Origin of the sequence: Myxococcus sp. XM-1-1-1 (genome assembly GCF_020037095.1) — a bacterium.
In the GTDB taxonomy this organism is placed as follows: domain Bacteria; phylum Myxococcota; class Myxococcia; order Myxococcales; family Myxococcaceae; genus Myxococcus; species Myxococcus fulvus.
Map to the genome: position 1 here is coordinate 356054 of NZ_JAIQDH010000001.1, position 13697 is coordinate 369750.

At 69.6% G+C, this 13697-nt stretch carries 10 protein-coding genes; 7 read left to right on the top strand and 3 right to left on the bottom strand.

Annotation, left to right across the window (positions count from 1 at the left end; all coding sequences use genetic code 11):
* The first annotated feature begins 17 nt into the window (after nt 1-17).
* Entirely contained in the window at nt 18-434 is a 417-nt protein-coding gene (locus tag K8640_RS01385; RefSeq protein ID WP_223745431.1) for a DUF4267 domain-containing protein, read from the top strand.
* A gap of 25 nt (nt 435-459) precedes the next feature.
* Here K8640_RS01385 and K8640_RS01390 read toward each other — a convergent pair whose 3' ends face one another.
* Complete coding sequence (locus K8640_RS01390; protein WP_223745432.1) at nt 460-3366, bottom strand: PQQ-dependent sugar dehydrogenase; 2907 nt, start codon at nt 3364-3366, stop codon at nt 460-462.
* A gap of 396 nt (nt 3367-3762) precedes the next feature.
* Here K8640_RS01390 and K8640_RS01395 point away from each other — a divergent pair, with 396 nt between their 5' ends.
* Nucleotides 3763-4542, top strand: a complete 780-nt coding sequence (locus tag K8640_RS01395; protein WP_223745433.1) for a DNA/RNA non-specific endonuclease — start codon at nt 3763-3765, stop codon at nt 4540-4542.
* A 27-nt stretch (nt 4543-4569) separates the two neighbouring features.
* On the opposite strand, the gene K8640_RS01400 is transcribed toward K8640_RS01395, so the two are convergent.
* Both K8640_RS01400 and K8640_RS01405 read right to left on the bottom strand, forming a co-directional pair.
* Entirely contained in the window at nt 4570-5160 is a 591-nt protein-coding gene (locus K8640_RS01400) for a hypothetical protein (RefSeq protein WP_223745434.1), read from the bottom strand.
* 125 nt (nt 5161-5285) lie between these two features.
* Nucleotides 5286-6977 carry a hypothetical protein gene (locus K8640_RS01405; protein ID WP_223745435.1) on the bottom strand — a complete coding sequence of 564 codons (1692 nt, stop codon included), beginning with the start codon at nt 6975-6977 and terminating at the stop codon, nt 5286-5288.
* 574 nt (nt 6978-7551) lie between these two features.
* Between K8640_RS01405 and K8640_RS01410 the strand changes: the two genes are divergently transcribed.
* The 5 genes from K8640_RS01410 to K8640_RS01430 all read left to right on the top strand — a co-directional run bounded on the left by K8640_RS01410 (nt 7552) and on the right by K8640_RS01430 (nt 13669).
* Entirely contained in the window at nt 7552-9312 is a 1761-nt protein-coding gene (locus K8640_RS01410) for a chemotaxis protein CheA (RefSeq protein WP_370640297.1), read from the top strand.
* A 2-nt stretch (nt 9313-9314) separates the two neighbouring features.
* The gene (locus K8640_RS01415; protein WP_223745436.1) at nt 9315-10976 is read left to right on the top strand and encodes a methyl-accepting chemotaxis protein; all 1662 of its coding nucleotides are present in this window, start codon (nt 9315-9317) and stop codon (nt 10974-10976) included.
* Between the two features lie 15 nt (nt 10977-10991).
* On the top strand, nt 10992-11567 hold the full coding sequence (locus tag K8640_RS01420) for a chemotaxis protein CheW (protein WP_223745437.1): 576 nt from the start codon (nt 10992-10994) through the stop codon (nt 11565-11567).
* Nucleotides 11568-11571: 4 nt separating this feature from the next.
* On the top strand, nt 11572-12456 hold the full coding sequence (locus K8640_RS01425; RefSeq protein ID WP_223745438.1) for a protein-glutamate O-methyltransferase CheR: 885 nt from the start codon (nt 11572-11574) through the stop codon (nt 12454-12456).
* Nucleotides 12457-12547: 91 nt separating this feature from the next.
* Complete coding sequence (locus tag K8640_RS01430) at nt 12548-13669, top strand: hypothetical protein (RefSeq protein ID WP_223745439.1); 1122 nt, start codon at nt 12548-12550, stop codon at nt 13667-13669.
* The last annotated feature ends 28 nt before the right edge of the window (nt 13670-13697 follow it).

Below are 13697 nucleotides of genomic sequence, written 5' to 3' on the forward strand. Positions count from 1 at the left end.
AAGCACGAGGAGATGCCATGGATACGACGTCAGCGCCTTTGTCCTGGAGGCTCGGTTCCCCCACGGCCCTGTTCACGCTGCTCCTGGGGGGCTTCATGCTCTACCTCAGCGTGGGCGGCCTGCTGAACCCGGTGGAGGCCGCTCGTGGCTTCGGGTTGCCCCTGACGGGCACGGTGGCGATTGCGTGGATGAGCGTCAAGGCCGGGCGGGACTTCGGCATCGCGCTGGCGCTCTTCGGCCTGGTGGCCGCGCGTCAGCGCAAGGCGGCGGGCATCTTCGTGGTCGCCTCCATCGTGATGCCCGTCACGGATGCCTTGACGGTGATGGGGCAGGGCGTGTCGTTCGCCTACGCGTTCGCCGTCCACGGCTCCGCCGCCCTCTACGGCATCTGCCTGGGCTGGGCGCTGCTGCGCCCCGGGAAGGCTCGCGGTTGAGCGGGCCTCCCCGGGACGTGGGCCTTCAGCCTCCCGTCACCGGGCAGGTCGCGGGCTCGACATAGAAGCCCTCCCACGAGCCGCCGTCGGTGGGGTTGCAGATGCCACCGTTGCCGCCGTTGCCGCTCTGGATGGGCGCGGCGAGCGTGTTCTCCTTCCAGTTGCGCGCGGTGCCCGTCGAGGACTCGAAGCCGTAGCGATTGCGGCCGCCGAAGGTGCCGCACGCGTGGCGGGTGAACGCCTCCGCGGTGCCGAGCGTGGCGTTCACGGTGAGCTGGTCCGCCACCACCGCCACGTAGGCGCCGCTCGCCCCCTTGAGCTTGTACTTCGTGCCGCTGGTGACGAGCTCGAAGACCTCGCCCCCGGCCTGCGTCGTGCTGATGGCGGCCACCTTGCCCGCCCCATCCACGGTGAGCCACTTGTCGCTGCGCTCGCTCTGGATGCGCACGCAGCCCGCGCTGCCGCTCTCGAGGGTGCACGTCGCGCTGCAGCCATCACCCGACTGGGTGTTGCCGTCGTCGCACTGCTCGCCGCTCTCGAGGACGCCGTTGCCGCACACCGGGCCCGTGGTGCCACCCGAGCAGGCCACCGGCTCCAGATAGAACCCCTCCCACGTGCCCCCATCCGCCGGGTTGCAGGCGCCGCCGTTGCCACCGTCACCGCTCTGGATGGGCCCATCCGGCGTCGTCTCCTTCCAGTGGGGCGCCGTCCCCACCGAGGCCTGGAAGCCGACGCGCGTGCGCCCGCCATAGCCACAGGGGTGCTGCGTGAACGACTCCCCGCTGGTGAAGTTGCCGCTCATCGACAGCTGGTTGTCCACCACCGTCATGAACGTGTCACCCGTCCCCTTGAGCTTGAACCGTGAGCCCACCGGGACCAGCTGGAAGATCTGCCCGCCCGTCTGCGCCGTGCTGCTGGCCACGACCTTCCCAGCGCCGTCCACCGCGAGCCACTTGTCGCTGCGCTCGCTCTGGATGCGGTAGCAGCTGCCGCTCGCGGTCTCCGTGAACGTGGCCGTGAAGCTGACCGCGCTGGCCGGTGTGGTGAAGGCGTGGGACTGCGCGCCGCCGTCCGACCACGACGAGAACGCCCAGAGCTTCCCGTTCGCGAACTGCGGGGACTCGACGCCCACCGAGCGGAGCACGCCGACCACGCCCGTCGTGGCGTGGGGCGAGGGGACGGGACGGCCGTCCATCAACACCTGCAGTCCGCCAGGCACGCTGCTCACCGTGATGGGGACGGTGACGGGGTGCACGTCGCGATACGTCGTGTGGGTGAGGCCAATCGAATCCCGCGCCGTGAGCCACACCCGGTACCAGACGTTCGCCGAGCTCTCGCCGATGTTCGGGATGGGCCAGTCGCCGCTCGCGATGCCGGTGGTGTCGGGCATGGCGGGATGCGTGTGGGTGTCGTGGTGGAACACGATGCTCCACGTCATGGCGCTCGGCGGCAGCGCGCCATCCTCCTCGTCGCTGGCCGAGCCGGAGAACACCAGGTTCGTGGCGGCGGTGTAGGTCGTCCCCACGGCCGGCGTGACAATCGTGGCCACCGGCGGCTTGTTGGACGTCACCGTCAGCACCGCCTCCGTGCTGGTGGCCGTCCCAATCCCGTTGGTGATGACCACGCGGAAGCGCGCGTTGTTGTCGGTGAGCTGTGCGGCGCTCAGCGTATAGGTCGCCGACGTGGCGCCGGAGATGGCCACGCCGTTGCGCTGCCACTGGTAGGTGAGGGGCTGCTCGCCGCTCGCCGACACCGCGAAGCTCGCCGGGGTGCCCACGGAGACCAGGAGGTCCGCCGGCTGCTGCGCGATGGTCGGCGGCAGCGCGGCCGTGTACGCGATGCGGCCCACCTGCCCCGTGCCCCGCGCCAGATAGTAGAGCGCGCCGTCGGGACCCACATCGAGGTCCACCGGGCCCGAGACGCCCGTCGCGAACAGGGAGACGGCGCCGGTGGTCGGGTGGATGCGCGAAATCCAGTCGTTGGTGTAGTCCGCGAAGAAGTACTGCCCCAGGTATGCACCGGGGAACGCGGAGACGCGCGGGTTGTAGAAGGCTCCCCCGGCGATGCAGTTGCCGGCGGCCGTGCCGGGGCCATGCGGGTACGCGTAGAACGGCTGCGTGAGCCCCGGGCGGTTCGTGAAGTAGCCCTCCGTCATCGGCCAGCCGTAGTTGGCCCCGGCCTGGCCGCGGTTGATCTCCTCCCAGCCGCCTTCACCCACGTCGTTGATGAACAAAAGCCCCGTGCCGGGCTGGAAGTCGAAGGTGAACGGATTGCGCAGCCCCATGGCCCAGGTCGCCTTCGCGAGCCCGGTGGCCGTCGCGTGGAACGGGTTGTCCGTGGGGATGGTGCCGTCCGAGTTGAAGCGCAGCATCTTCCCCAGCGGCGTGTTCAGGCTCTGCGAGTTGGAGGAGACCGCGTTCTCGCCCACGGAGACGTAGAGCTTGTCGTCAGGCCCGAAGCGCACCGCGCCGCCGTTGTGGTTGGCGGCGTCGAGCGTCGGGAGGTCGGCGAGCACCAGCTCGCTGCCGGGCACCACCACGTTGCCGTTGGCGGTGAAGCGGCTGACCCGGTTGTGGATGGTGCCGTCCACCGACGTGTAATAGACATACAGATAGTTGTTGCTCTCGAAGTTGGGGTCGAACGCGACGCCCATCAGGCCCCGCTCGTTGCCGGTGTCCACGGCGAGCGTCATGAACGGCGTCGCCAGCAGCTGGCCGTTCTGGACCACGCGCAGCGCTCCGCTCTTCTCCGAGATGAACAGGCGCCCGTCGGGCGCGAAGGTCATCGTGGTCGGACCCCTCAGGCCGGTGACGAAGACCGAGTCGGCGAAGTTGGCATCCTGGATGACGGCGCCCGCCCTCGAGCCCGCGAGCTCCGAGGGCTCCGTCGGCGGCGTCGAACAACCCGTGATGAGCAGAAGCGCCACGCTCACGAGCGTGAGCGGCCTGGGCCACCTTGGGCCTGTGCACTTGCTTGCCTGTGTTTGCATTGTTGTCTCTCCCGGTCGAACAGGTTCACGCCGCTGGGGGCTGCGTGGAGGGGGAATGATGCTTTCTCGTTTTACATTGAAAGCATGTTCGCAAGCGCGATGACGTGACATGCACGTGAGCGGTGCGTGGGCCCGCACACCTCGGCCTACCGCGCTGTCGCGTGCTGTTGGAGCCTTGAACCTGCGGCGGAAGCCGTGAGCGTCGGGTGCCAACGAGCGCTGGAGGAGGGGCGGCGCGGTTCTTCTCAGTTTTTTGGAAGTTCACGCATTTCGGTTCTATGTCTCCTGGTCAACACGCTGCCCGATGTCACGCAGGTCGGCCCAGAGGGAGCCAAGAGGATGCGCATCCTGAGCAAGCTTTCCGTTGCGGTGGTGTCTGTCTTGTGGCTCGGCGGCTGTGGAGACCCCGGCCTGGAGCTGGGCGGGGATGACGTCGTCGGCCAGCTGGAGCAGGACTTCGGTGGGCCTGGTGGCCTGATGGCCTTCTTCGACAGCCACACCGAGGAGCAGATACGTGGGGCGCTGGCGCCGTACGGCGTCGGCTACGTGCGCCACGGGGACGTCACCGGGGCGGCCATCCGGGACTGTCCGAAGTACTTCCCGTCGAGTGACCGGAACCTCTGGCACGACTTCGATGGCGAGTATTACTTCCTGGACACCGCGGGCCGTCCGAGCCGGGCGTACAAGAACCTGCCGGCCATCGTCGCGGCGCCGCGCATCGACGCCTGTCAGACGAGCGTGGGGCAGTGGGGCGATGCGGAGAACCCCAGCAATGACTACGACGGGGGGCACCTCATCGGCTCGCAGCTGGGGGGCTGGGGTGGCCGGGCGAACCTGGTGCCGCAGGATGCCAACTTCAATCGCGGCAACTGGCTGCAGCTCGAGAACAAGATGGCCAAGTGCGGGAGCCTGCCGAGCGGCCGGCTGCGCTACACCATCGGCGCGAGCTATCCGAACACCACGGCGCTGATTCCCAACACCCTGACGATGGAGATCAGGAACCAGACGTCGGGCGCGAGCGTGGCGCTGTCCTTCTCCAACACGGATGGAGGGGGCTCGGGCGGCACGGCCTCGCGGACCCGGGGCGTGGACTGGCTGACCGGCCAGGGCTGCAACTGAGACAGGTCCGACAGCGCGCGCCCCGGCTCAGTCCGCGCCGTAGTTCCTGCGGAACGCATCCGCGAGCCACTGGGCGACGAGCGCCCGGTGGGGCGCGAGCTCCAGCTCCAGGGACTTCTCGCGCGCCTGCTCGTGCACCCGCGCCATCACTCCGTCGCAGTCCCGCTCCTCCACCAGTCGGCCTCCCTCGAAGAGGAGCTCCTGGGCGCGCTTGCGCCCCCAGGCGGGGTGGAGCCCTTCGTGGAAGGGCGCGCGTCGGTTGAAGCCGTCCACCAGCAACAGGCCCCCGGTGAAGGCCACGGGGGCGCGCAGGCGCGTGTAGACGACCCGCTCGTGCGTCTCGCTGGAATAGGTGGCGAGCTGCCCGGACAGCGCCGGGCCGTGGCCCTCCCGGACGGCCTGTTCCTCCTGGGCGGACAAGCCGATGCGCAGCTCCTCCAGCAGCAGCCGCTTGTCCGCGACGCGGTAGCGGCAGAGGAAGCCCCGCTGACAGGCCGTCGACATGGCCCAGGGCCTCAGCCCGTGGGCGGAGGGCTCGAACAGGTCCGTGCCCTGGATGCCCGCGAGCTCGAAGACGTGCTTGCGGTACTCGACGGTGTCGTGGAGCTGCGCGGTCATGGCGGTACCTTCGCTGACGGAGTCGGGCCGCAGCGTACCCCACCCGTCCGTCGCGGCCGCCGATGTCTGGGATATCGGCGCGCCTCGCCTCCGGCCCCCGGGCTCACCCCGGGGGCCAGCAAGGCTCACAGCTCGTTGAAGATCATCAGCCCGCGCGAGGACTCGGCGGTGTAGACGTAGCCGTCGCCCGGCAGGCGCACGCCGAAGAGTCCCTCGAAGATGCTGTCGGCCCGGCGCGGGTCCGCCTCCCGGAAGACATGGTGGTGCGCCACCTCGCGCATCTGGGTGGGATTGGAGACGTCCACCACGCGCAGGCCCTCGTGGTACCAGGCGATGTACAGCAGGTTGCCGCGCAGGATGAGGTTGTGCATGGAGGTCACCCGCCGCAGCTTGTAGGTGCCGATCTTCGCGATGTTCGCGGGGTCGCTGACGTCGAGCGCGCGCACGTGGGAGGCGTTGAACTCGCCGCCCTCGAAGGCGATGGTCTTCCCGCCGAAGGTGCCCACCGCGTTGTGGTGCGAGAAGCCGTCCGGACGGGTGAAGCGGCCCAGCTCGCGGATGTCCTCCAGGTTGGAGAGGTCGTGGATGGCGTAGCCGTCGAAGGAGTCGCTCAGGTAGAGCCGCCCCTCGTAGACGAACGCGTCATGGGGGCCTCCCGGGATGACGGCGCGCAGCACCGGGTCGAAGGGGTCGGTCAGCTCGTAGATGAAGGTCCCGGAGATGGGGTCCATGGCGTAGAGGAAGTTGCCCTCGACCAGCACCGTGTGCGCGCCTCCTGAGCCACCGGTGGCCACGCTGCGCACGAAGAGCGGCTCGGCGGGCCGGGAGATGTCGTAGACGATGAAGCCCGAGGCGCTGCTCGCGATGTAGAGCGCGTCGCCCTTGGCCCACACGCTGTTCCAGAAGTTGTCCCCGGGCAGGCTGATGGCGGCGGTCTGCACGGGGCTTCGCGGGTTGCTCACGTCGAACACGGCGAGTCCTCCCTGCTCCTGCCGGAAGGAGGTGGAGACGACGTAGGCGTGGCCCTTGGCGACGTGGACGTCCACGGCGTGGCCCGTGGGGACCGCGCGCTCGGACAACAGCTCGAGCCCGCCCGAGGACTCGGGCTCGGCGTCCTGCAGCGCCACGCGGTGGGCCTCGAAGGTGCCGCCGAAGGAGAACCTGCCGCGGGAGCAATACGCGAAGCAGCCGGTGAGGATGTTGGGCGCCTTCGTCTCGCAGCCCGTCAGGTTGATGACGGTCTGGGTCCGGGCCTGCTGGCCCTGCAGGACGAAGCGGTCTCCCTCCATGTCGAGCTTGAGCAGGGGGTTGTCATACAGGGTGCTCGTCCCGCCATCGTCCTTCAGGTGGAAGCCGGTCCCGGCCGGGACGATGCGGGTGCCGCCGTCCGCCAGCAGTCGCTCACCCCGCAGCTCGGCCTGGTAGATGCCCGCCTGGGGGAGCGCGCCCAGCGTCGTCAGGTCACATGGCGACAAGTCGAAGAGGTCGGCGCGGTCCAACTCGTTGCAGATGGTGGCGGGGACGGTCCTCGGGTCGTACTTGCAGGTGGCCAGCAGGCCCTTGTCTTCGATGTCGCCCGTCTCCTCGAGCGGGACGTAGGTGCCATCCCAGACATAGGGGCCCGCGTCGCCGCCCGCGTCCGGCCCCGCGTCGGGGTCCTCGGAGGGACCCGCGTCGTGTCCCGAGTCGGAGCCCGAATCGAGGCCCGCGTCCTGGCCCGCGTCGGGCGGGGAGGGTGTGTCCTCGTCGCAACCCGCCAGCGATGCGAGACACAACGTCGAGAGAAGGAGCCCTAGGGTGCGATAGGTGCGTGTCACGGAAGGACCTCGGGATGGGGAGAACCGAGGAGTGTGCCCGTCCACGGGGTGGCTCAGGGCGCCGTTGTCCCAGGGCTCGGGAGTGTTTGCGCCACGAAGGGGACTCCGGCCGCAGGGCGCGCCAAGCCCGGGTTCGAGGCCACCCTGGCCGGCGACTTGCACAGCGGGCATTTTCCGCGCGGACCCTCGCGGGTGCATATCGGCCACTGATTCCAGCCGGGCCGTGATTCTCGCGAGCCCTTGGAGGCTGTCGCGCCTGGAGTGGAGTGAATCCAGGCGTGCCGTAGGTCTCGTGTCGACATGGCGTGTCTGGGATTGGCGGGTCCGATACACCCCGGTCAAGGTCGTAAACACCCCTCAATGACTCATCATTGTTCGTGCTCGTCGGGGTTGGCATGAATTGATTCGAGACATTGAAACTTTTATCAACGCGCGATAGCGTCGTGTCCGATTCGTGACACTGGCGTTCGACGTCCATCCGCATGACCTCCGACATGATGTGTTGCTTCGAGGCGCTCCCCGGCCCGGGGGCCCGGTTGATGGGGACGCACGTCCACCTGGAGAGGTGTGAGACGTGAGCACCGAGATGAAGGGTCCCCCTCCAGGCCTGGGTGCGGAGTGGCAGCAGGTGTTGGCCATCTTCTCCGAGGAAGCGGAGGAGCTGCTCTCCTCGATGGAGGAGACCCTCATCGCGCTGGAGGCCCGCCCGGACGACGAGCACCTGCGAGCGCTCTTCCGACTGGCCCACAACCTCAAGGGGAGCGGCAGCTCGCTCGGCTTCCAGTCGCTGACGGACTACGTGCACGGGGCCGAGGACCTCATCCAGGCCCTGCTCGACCAACGCCTCACGGTGGGCGAGCCCTGGGTCTCCTTGTTGTTGAGCTCGGTGGACCACCTGCGGGAGCTGACGCGGGCCGCGCTGGCGGGCGTGGACCAGCTGGGGCCCGTGCACCGGGCGCAGCTGGCGCGGCTGCTCGAGGGCGGGGCCACCGGCAAGTCGAGCGACACGAGCCCTCCTCCCACGGTGGTCGTCCCGTTCGAGAACGTCCCGCTCCGGAGTGAGGCCCGCGTGGCGGCGCGGGGCCGTTCGCTGCGCATGGACGTGGAGCGGCTGGACCGCATCGTCACCCTCGCGGCGGAGCTGTCCATCGCGCGGGGGCGCATGACGCAGTTCCTCATGGAGGCGGAGGCCTCCGGCGCGAGCTGGGACGAGGCGCTCACCCAGCAGCGGGAGATGGACCCGCTCTTCCAGGAGCTGCAGGAAGAGGTGATGCGCGTGCGCATGGTCCCCGTCGGCCCGCTGTTCCGGCAGCACCTGCGCACCGTCCGCGACCTGGCCCGGGCGCAGGGGAAGCTGGCGCTGCTGGAGCTGGAGGGTGAGGACGTCACGTTGGACACGGCGGTGCTGGAGGCCTTGCGCGACCCGTTGCTCCACCTGCTGCGCAACGCCCTGGACCACGGCATCGAGACCCCGGCGGAGCGGCAGGCGGCGGGCAAGGAGGCGTGTGGGCTGCTGCGCCTGCGGGCCGTCCACGAGGCGGGGGGCGTCGTCGTGGAGCTGTCGGATGATGGCCGGGGCATCCAGCGCGAGCGCGTGCGCGAGCGCGCCCGGGAGCGGGGCCTGGTGGCCAGCCCGGAGCGGCTGCGCGACGAGGAGGTGGACCGGCTCATCTTCGAGCCCGGGTTCTCCACCGCGAGGACGGTGACGGAGCTGTCGGGGCGCGGGGTGGGGATGGACGTGGTCCGCCGCGACGTGGAGGCCATGCGCGGCACGGTGGCCGTGCGGACCCAGGAGGGCCACGGCACCACGATGACGCTGCGCCTGCCCCTCACGCTCGCCGTCATCCAGGGGTTCGCCATGGGCGTGGGCGACCAGGTCTACGTGGTCCCCATCGAGCTGGTGCAGGAGTGCCTGGAGCTGCCCGCCTCCCAACGCACGGGCGAGGAGGCCGGCATGCTGGCCCTGCGGGGGCAGCCCTTGCCCTACCTGCGCCTGCGCAGCGTCTTCGGCCTGGGCGGCGCGGCGCCGGGCCGGGAGAACGTCGTCGTGCTCCGCCACCCGGACGGCATCGTCGGGCTGGCGGTGGACCACCTGCAGGGGGAGGGTCAGCGCGTCATCCGGCCCCTGGGGCGGCTGTTCCAGGACGCCCCCGGCATCTCCGGGTCCACCATCCTGGGGGATGGCCGGGTGGGCCTCATCCTGGACACCTCCACGCTGGTGCGCCGGGCCATCCGCCGCGCCGCCGAGACCCCCGAGTCCCCCTTCACCGAGGCCGCGCTCATCCCGGGCGCCGACGCTCGCGCGCCTTCCGCCTCCCGCGCTTCGGAGCCCTGAACGTGTTCGACAACCTGAGCATCACCCGCAAATTGTTGCTGGCCTTCACGTCGATGGTGGTCATCCTCATCGGCATCGTGATGGCCACGTACTCGACGCTCAACCGCACCGCGGTCGCGGACGTGGAGAGCAAGCAGAGCACCGAGGTGCTCATGGCCGTGCGGACCCTGGAGGGCGACCTCGCGGACCTGGAGACGGGCCAGCGCGGCTTCCTCATCACCGGCGACGAGCGCTTCCTGGAGCCCTACACCGCGGCGCGCGTCAGCTTCGCGCAGAACCTCAACCACATCCGGGAGCTGACCACGGACAACTCCCGGCAGCAGGAGCGGCTCCAGGAGGTCCGGGACCTGGTCCAGCAGTGGCAGGGCCAGCACCTGGAGTCCACCATCGCCCGGCGGCGCGAGGTCCTCGCGGGCAAGTCGGACCTGAACGCCCTCTTCGAGGAGGTGAAGGGCGCGCGCGGCAAGGAGATGGCGGACCGGATGCGCACGCTGCTCACCGAGGTGGCCACCGAGGAGGGCTCGCTGCAGGCGAAGCGCTCGGAGGATGTCGCCCGGCTGGTGGAGCTCTTGTACGACACCCTCGTCTTCGGCGGCGCGCTGGGCGTGGTGCTCGCGGGGCTGCTGTCCTTCATCCTCACGCGGAGCATCGTCCGCCCGCTGACCGAGGCCGTGCAGGTGACCGACCAGGTCACCGGCGGCGACTTGACGGCGACCATCTCCGTGCGTGGCAGGGACGAGACGGGGCAGATGATGACGGGCATGCGGGAGATGATCCACCGGCTGTCGGGGGTCATCAGCGAGGTGCGCGGCGCGGCGGGCTCGCTGTCCTCCGCGTCCACCCAGGTGGCCGCCGCCTCGCAGGGGCTGTCCCAGGGGACGAGCACGCAGGCGGCCTCGGTGGAGGAGACCACCGCGAGCCTGGAGCAGCTCAACCTCACCATCAGCCAGAACGCGGAGAACAGCCGGCAGATGGAGCAGATGGCGGTCAAGGGCGCGCGGGACGCGGAGGAGAGCGGGCGCGCGGTGAAGGAGACGGTGGAGGCGATGAACGCCATCGCCGAGCGCATCTCCATCGTCGAGGAGATTGCCTACCAGACGAACCTGCTCGCGCTGAACGCCGCGGTGGAGGCCGCGCGCGCCGGGGAGCATGGCCGGGGCTTCTCGGTGGTGGCCACGGAGGTGCGCAAGCTGGCCGAGCGCAGCCAGAAGTCCGCGAAGGAGATTGGCGCGCTGGCCAGCTCCAGCGTCCGGGTCGCCGAGCGCAGCGGACAGCTGCTGGCGGAGCTGGTGCCGGCCATCCGCCGCACGGCGGAGCTGGTGCAGCAGGTGACGACGGTGTCGAAGGAGCAGGCCATCGGCGTGTCGCAGATGAACCGGGCGATGGTGCAGGTGGACCAGGTCACCCAGCGCAACGCGTCCGCGGCGGAGGAGCTGTCCTCCACGGCCGAGGAGATGGCGACGCAGGCCGAGTCGCTGCTGCAGATGATGACCTTCTTCCGGCTCGCGGATGGCTCGGGGTACTTGGGGCGTGGGATGTCGATGCCGAAGCCGCCCGCGCAGCGTCCGCCCGCGTCGCCGGCCAGGTCGCTGTTCGCGGCGACGCAGGGGACCCTGCCCGCGTCACCGGCGCCGGGTTCGAACCAGGACTTCCAGCGGTTCTAGGGGAGCGCCCGAGCCATGAGCGACTCCATCGAGAAGTCCGTCCGGTCCAACTACCTGAGCTTCATGCTCGCGGGAGAGGAGTACGGCGTCGGCATCCTGCGGGTGCGGGAGATCATCGAGCACCGCCCCATCACCCGGGTGCCGGGCATGCCCGCGGCGGTGCAGGGGGTCATCAACCTGCGAGGCAGCGTGGTGCCGGTGGTGGACCTGGCGGTGAAGTTCGGCCTGCCGCCGAGGCCCATCACCCGGTGGACGTGCTTCGTCATCGTCGAGGTGTCGCTCGACGGGCGGCAGGGCGCCATGGGGCTCCTGGCGGACTCGGTGAGCGAGGTCCTGGAGCTGGGGCCGGAGGACATCGAGCAGCCGCCCGCGTTCGGCACGCGCGTGCGGCTGGACTTCCTCGTGGGCCTGGGGCGGCACGAGGACACGTTCATCATGCTGCTGGACCTGGACCGGCTGTTGTCCGTGGCGGAGCTGCTCAGCCTGGAGACCGCCTCCGCCGAGCAGGCCGCCGGGGGCGAGCCGTTGAGCACGCCGGTCTCCGTTGTCGCGGTAGAGCCTGTCCCGGACGAGGCCCCCGGCAACGGCTGACGCGATGAGCGACTTCACGCGTCCACCCGCCGCGCCCCCGGTGTTGACGTCGCGGGAGCTCGCCCTGTTCCAGGCGCTGGTGGAGCGTGAGGCGGGCATCCACCTGTCGCAGGCCAAGGATGCGCTGGTGGCGAACCGGCTCTCGCGGCGGCTCCGGGAGCTGGGGCTGACGTCGTTCGGCGCGTATTACACGTACGTCACCGAGCGGGGGCACGAGGCCGAGAAGGTGCGGATGCTGGACAGCCTCTGCACCCATGAGACGGCGTTCTTCCGTGAGCCCCAGCACTTCGAGCTCTTGCGCGAGCGCATCTTCCCGGACTGGATTGCGCAGGCCCAGGCGGGTCGTCGGGCGCGGAGCCTGCGGGTCTGGAGCGCGGCGTGCTCCACGGGAGAGGAGCCCTATTCGCTCGCGATGTGCTTGCTGGACGCCTTTCCGCGAGGCTCGGGGTGGAGCCTGGAGGTCCTGGCGACGGACCTGTCCACGTGGGCGTTGGAGCGGACGCAGGAGGGGCTGTGGGGGCTGGAGCGGGCGGCCACGATTCCGCAGCCGCTGCTCCGGGCGTACATGCTCAAGGGGGTGCGGACGCAGGAGGGAATGATGAAGGCGGGGCCGGAGCTGCGGGCGCTGATGCGCTACGCGCGCGTCAACCTGAACGCGCCCGGCGAGTGGCCTCCGGGGCCGTTCGACCTCATCTTCTGTCGCAACGTGCTCATCTACTTCGGCGCGGAGGCGCGAAGCCGGGTGATTGGCGGAATGGTCCAGCGGCTCGCGCCCACGGGGTACTTCTTCCTGGGGCACGCGGAGAGCCTGATTGGCGTCGACGTGGATGTCCGCTCCGTGAGCGCGAACGTGTACACGCCTCGGGGCGGGGTGACAGCGCGGTATTGAAGCGCGCTGCTCGGGATGTGCTCCGGCGGGCCTTGAGGCAGGATGTCGGCGTGGTCGTCCTGTCCGAGGTCTTCCGATGAAGCGTCTTCCCATGCGTCTCGTGCTGCTCCCGCTCCTGGCCATTCTGCTCACTGGGAGGGCAGGGGCGGAGGGGTTGGAGGTGCGCACGCTCACGGTCCTCCCCAAGCCGGAGGCGGAGAGCGTCTTCCCGGTGGGGGATCTCCAGATGGCGTTCGTCACGCACGAGAAGCCGGAGGTGGCCGCCAACATCAACGACGCTTTGTTCATCGGTCGGTTCAAGGCGTTGACGCCCACGAAGGTGGAGGCGCGGCTGCCGGCCGACGGACTGGACCTGTCGGGGCTCTCCGAGCAGGGCTTCACTGTGACGCGGAACGATGGGCGCCTGCTCACGATTCGCTTCGATGTCGAGGGCTGCGGGGCCTACTGCGAGACTTACGGCGTGGCGTACAGCTTCGACGTGCGCACGGGACGTCAGCTGAATCCACGGGAGTTGTTCACCCCCGCGGGCGTGCGGGCCCTGGTCCTGCGCATGAACAAGGAGAAGCTGCGGCTCTACCGGGAGCAGGTTGCGAAGTATGAGCGGGAGCTGAAGGCGTCGAGCAAGAAGAAGGCCGCGAGCGACACGGTGGCGGACCTGGAGGAGCGCCTCGCGTTCAATCGCGAGTGCCTGGAGGGCGTCGAGGCGAACGCGGAGGAGGAGCGCACGAGGAACACGTTCCACGAGCGCTGGGAGTTCACCGGTGCGGAAGCGCGGATGACCGCGGAGCGGTGCAGCAACCACGCGTCACGTGCGCTCGATGACGTCGACAGCGTGAGCCTGGCCCTGCCGTATGCCACCCTGCGTCCGCATCTGACGGCCTACGGCAAGCACGTGCTGCTGGGCGAAGGGCAAGGGGTGTCCGGTGAAGTCTTCGGGCAGGTGCTGCGGGGGCGAATCGGCAAGCTGCCCATCGTCATGATGTTGGAGCGGCAGAGGGACGACTCGGTCTCCGGCGTGTACTTCTACGAGAAGCACCGCAAGCCCATCGAGCTGGACGGCCGGGTGGAGGGCGGGAAGCTCGAACTGCAGGAAAGGGATGCGGAGGGTAACCCGGCGGCGAGCCTGCGGCTGGAGGTGGGGAAGAACCTGCTGCGAGGCGAGTGGGTGGGCAAGCAGACGCTGCGGCTGGAGCTGCGAGCGCCCTCTCTTTAGGGGGAGATGCAATCGGGAGGGGGCGTGG

Excerpts from the sequence above, each read along its gene's own strand:
- K8640_RS01425 (WP_223745438.1), top strand. The coding sequence starts at position 11,572 with ATGAGCGACTTCACGCGTCCACCCGCCGCGCCCCCGGTGTTGACGTCG.
- K8640_RS01400 (WP_223745434.1), bottom strand. The coding sequence starts at position 5,160 with ATGACCGCGCAGCTCCACGACACCGTCGAGTACCGCAAGCACGTCTTC.
- K8640_RS01385 (WP_223745431.1), top strand. The coding sequence starts at position 18 with ATGGATACGACGTCAGCGCCTTTGTCCTGGAGGCTCGGTTCCCCCACG.
- K8640_RS01395 (WP_223745433.1), top strand. The coding sequence starts at position 3,763 with ATGCGCATCCTGAGCAAGCTTTCCGTTGCGGTGGTGTCTGTCTTGTGG.
- K8640_RS01430 (WP_223745439.1), top strand. The coding sequence starts at position 12,548 with ATGCGTCTCGTGCTGCTCCCGCTCCTGGCCATTCTGCTCACTGGGAGG.
- K8640_RS01420 (WP_223745437.1), top strand. The coding sequence starts at position 10,992 with ATGAGCGACTCCATCGAGAAGTCCGTCCGGTCCAACTACCTGAGCTTC.